This is a genomic window from Ruegeria sp. CDSA193 (genome assembly GCF_059611885.1).
Window position 1 is genome coordinate 2,501 of record NZ_JBXWPN010000015.1, and the last position, 3,631, is coordinate 6,131.

1 tRNA gene and 2 rRNA genes are annotated in these 3,631 nt (G+C 52.9%); all 3 read left to right on the forward strand.

From position 1 onward, the window contains the following. The first annotated feature begins 226 nt into the window (after window positions 1–226). The 3 genes from AC2FLG_RS20380 (at window position 227) to AC2FLG_RS20390 (ending at window position 3,515) form a co-directional block, all read left to right on the forward strand. A 23S ribosomal RNA gene (locus tag AC2FLG_RS20380) occupies window positions 227–3,054 on the forward strand. Between the two features lie 182 nt (window positions 3,055–3,236). Then, window positions 3,237–3,351 (forward strand): 5S ribosomal RNA (rrf, locus tag AC2FLG_RS20385). 87 nt (window positions 3,352–3,438) lie between these two features. Then, window positions 3,439–3,515: transfer RNA gene (locus AC2FLG_RS20390), tRNA-Met, on the forward strand. Window positions 3,516–3,631: the final 116 nt, after the last annotated feature.

Here is a 3,631-nt window from a genome sequence, read left to right on the forward strand (position 1 = left end):
GCTGCACGGCTGAGAGACCATATGGGGTTGCTCATTTGTCCTCGTCCAAGAGACGGGGGCGGGAAATGTATGTTTTTGGTTCAGAAGAATGACTGCCTTTAGTTACCAGCTGGGCGGTCTCGATTGACATATGTTCTGACGCAGCTTCGGTTGTGGACGGTTAAACGTCCTCAAGTAGCCGAATAGGCGGTAGGACACTAAAGTGTGTCTTTCTTTTTCTGGATCAAATCAAGCGCGAGAAGGGCGTTTGGTGAATGCCTTGGCAGCAAGAGGCGATGAAAGACGTGATACTCTGCGATAAGCCATGGGGAGCTGAGAATAAGCTTTGATCCATGGATTTCTGAATGGGGCAACCCACCTGAAAGTTTGTTATTGTTGGCTTTGCCAGTCAATAATGGGCTTAACCAGGTATTTATGACCTGAATACATAGGGTTATAAAGGCAAACCCGGGGAACTGAAACATCTAAGTACCCGGAGGAAAGGAAATCAATTGATACTCCCCTAGTAGCGGCGAGCGAACGGGGACCAGCCGAGCCTTGAGAGTGAGAAGAACATGTTGGGAAGCATGGCCATAGCGGGTGACAGCCCCGTATTCTAAGCTCAATGGGACGTATTAAGTAGGGCGGAACACGTGAAATTCTGTCTGAAGATCGGAGGACCACCTTCGAAGGCTAAGTACTCCTTGCTGACCGATAGTGAACCAGTACCGTGAGGGAAAGGTGAAAAGCACCCCGACGAGGGGAGTGAAACAGTACCTGAAACCGAACGCCTACAATCAGTCGGAGCCTCCTTGCGGGGTGACGGCGTACCTTTTGTATAATGGGTCATCGACTTGGTCTCACGAGCAAGCTTAAGCCGTTAGGTGTAGGCGTAGCGAAAGCGAGTCTTAATAGGGCGCATGAGTTCGTGGGATCAGACCCGAAACCGAGTGATCTAGGCATGGCCAGGTTGAAGGTAAGGTAACACTTACTGGAGGACCGAACCCACATCCGTTGAAAAGGATCGGGATGAGCTGTGCCTAGGGGTGAAAGGCCAATCAAACTCGGAGATAGCTGGTTCTCTGCGAAATCTATTTAGGTAGAGCGTCATCCGAATACCCCGGGGGGTAGAGCACTGGATGGGTAATGGGGCCCCACAGGCTTACTGATCCTAACCAAACTCCGAATACCCGGGAGTACTAGATGGCAGACACACTGCGGATGCTAACGTCCGTAGTGGAGAGGGAAACAACCCTGACCTACAGCTAAGGCCCCCAATTCATGGCTAAGTGGGAAAGCAGGTGGGACGACCAAAACAACCAGGAGGTTGGCTTAGAAGCAGCCATCCTTTAAAGATAGCGTAACAGCTCACTGGTCTAAATAAGTTGTCCTGCGGCGAAGATGTAACGGGGCTCAAGCCATGAGCCGAAGCTTAGGATGCCGTAAGGCATGGTAGCAGAGCGTAGTGTGACATAGTCTCATTCCTCCTTCACGTCTTCGGGCGTATTGGAGGAGAGAGGCTTTCGATGAAGCCGGCGCGTGAGCGATCCGGTGGAGAGATCACTAGTGAGAATGATGACATGAGTAGCGACAAAGAGTGTGAGAGACACTCTCGCCGAAAGTCCAAGGGTTCCTGCTTAAAGCTAATCTGAGCAGGGTAAGCCGGCCCCTAAGCCGAGGCCGAAAGGCGTAGGCGATGGGAACTAGGTTAATATTCCTAGGCCGTGGAGTGGTGACGGATCTCAGAGGTAGTTCATCCTTATCGGATTGAATGGGCTGCTGAGAGGTTCCTGGAAATAGCCCTCCTATAAGACCGTACCCTAAACCGACACAGGTGGACTGGTAGAGAATACCAAGGCGCTTGAGAGAACGATGTTGAAGGAACTCGGCAAAATACCTCCGTAAGTTCGCGAGAAGGAGGCCCGGTTCCTAGGCAACTAGGGGCTGGGGGCACAAACCAGGGGGTGGCGACTGTTTATTAAAAACACAGGGCTCTGCGAAGTCGCAAGACGACGTATAGGGTCTGACGCCTGCCCGGTGCCTGAAGGTTAAAAGGAGAGGTGAGAGCCTTGAATTGAAGCCCAGGTAAACGGCGGCCGTAACTATAACGGTCCTAAGGTAGCGAAATTCCTTGTCGGGTAAGTTCCGACCTGCACGAATGGCGTAACGACTTCCCCGCTGTCTCCAACATCGACTCAGCGAAATTGAATTGCCTGTCAAGATGCAGGCTTCCCGCGGTTAGACGGAAAGACCCCGTGCACCTTTACTACAGCTTCGCACTGGCATCAGGATTGTGATGTGCAGGATAGGTGGTGGGCTTTGAAGCAGAGACGCAAGTCTCTGTGGAGCCTCCCTTGAGATACCACCCTTCGCACTCTTGATGTCTAACCGCGGTCCGTTATCCGGATCCGGGACCCTGCGTGGCGGGTAGTTTGACTGGGGCGGTCGCCTCCTAAAGCGTAACGGAGGCGCGCGAAGGTTGGCTCAGAGCGGTCGGAAATCGCTCGTTGAGTGCAATGGCAGAAGCCAGCCTGACTGCGAGACTGACAAGTCGAGCAGAGTCGAAAGACGGCCATAGTGATCCGGTGGTCCCGAGTGGAAGGGCCATCGCTCAACGGATAAAAGGTACGCCGGGGATAACAGGCTGATACTGCCCAAGAGTCCATATCGACGGCAGTGTTTGGCACCTCGATGTCGGCTCATCTCATCCTGGGGCTGGAGCAGGTCCCAAGGGTACGGCTGTTCGCCGTTTAAAGAGGTACGTGAGCTGGGTTTAGAACGTCGTGAGACAGTTCGGTCCCTATCTGCCGTGGGTGTAGGAGACTTGAGAGGAGTTGCCCCTAGTACGAGAGGACCGGGGTGAACGATCCACTGGTGGACCTGTTGTTGCGCCAGCAGCAGTGCAGGGTAGCTATGATCGGACAGGATAACCGCTGAAGGCATCTAAGCGGGAAGCCCCCCTCAAAACAAGGTCTCCCTGAGGGCCGTGGAAGACCACCACGTCAATAGGCCGGAGATGTAAGCGCAGTAATGCGTTCAGTTGACCGGTACTAATCGCCCGATAGGCTTGATTTGATCCAGTAATGGAAAGACAAATCAAAAACATACACACCTTAAACATGGATAACTTCGCAGCACATAGCTGCGGTGTTGATTGACATTACAACCGTGCAGGAACGCGCATTCGCTAGCGAATACGCTGCCTCCTGCGCGTCGCCTTTTTGCTTTGCAAAAAGAGCGACGGGGATTTTCCTCGGTTTGGTGGTCATAGCGCAAGTGAAACACCCGGTCCCATCCCGAACCCGGAAGTTAAGCACTGCCGCGCCAATGGTACTTGGGCTTAAGCCCCGGGAGAGTAGGTCACCGCCAAACCTAGAAAAATCCCAATTCTCTCTAAACGATAACAATACTTATTCGACCCCGGCCTCAAGTAGCGAAAGCGATAGGCCAACCTAGTGTCGCGGGATGGAGCAGCCCGGTAGCTCGTCAGGCTCATAACCTGAAGGTCGTAGGTTCAAATCCTACTCCCGCAACCAGGTCGAATAATATCAACACAGCCCGTTCAGACTACAATTGATCCACTGGATCAATTGCTAACCTCTTCAACTCGTCAGGCTCATAACCTGAAGGCCAAAGGTTCAAACCCTACTCC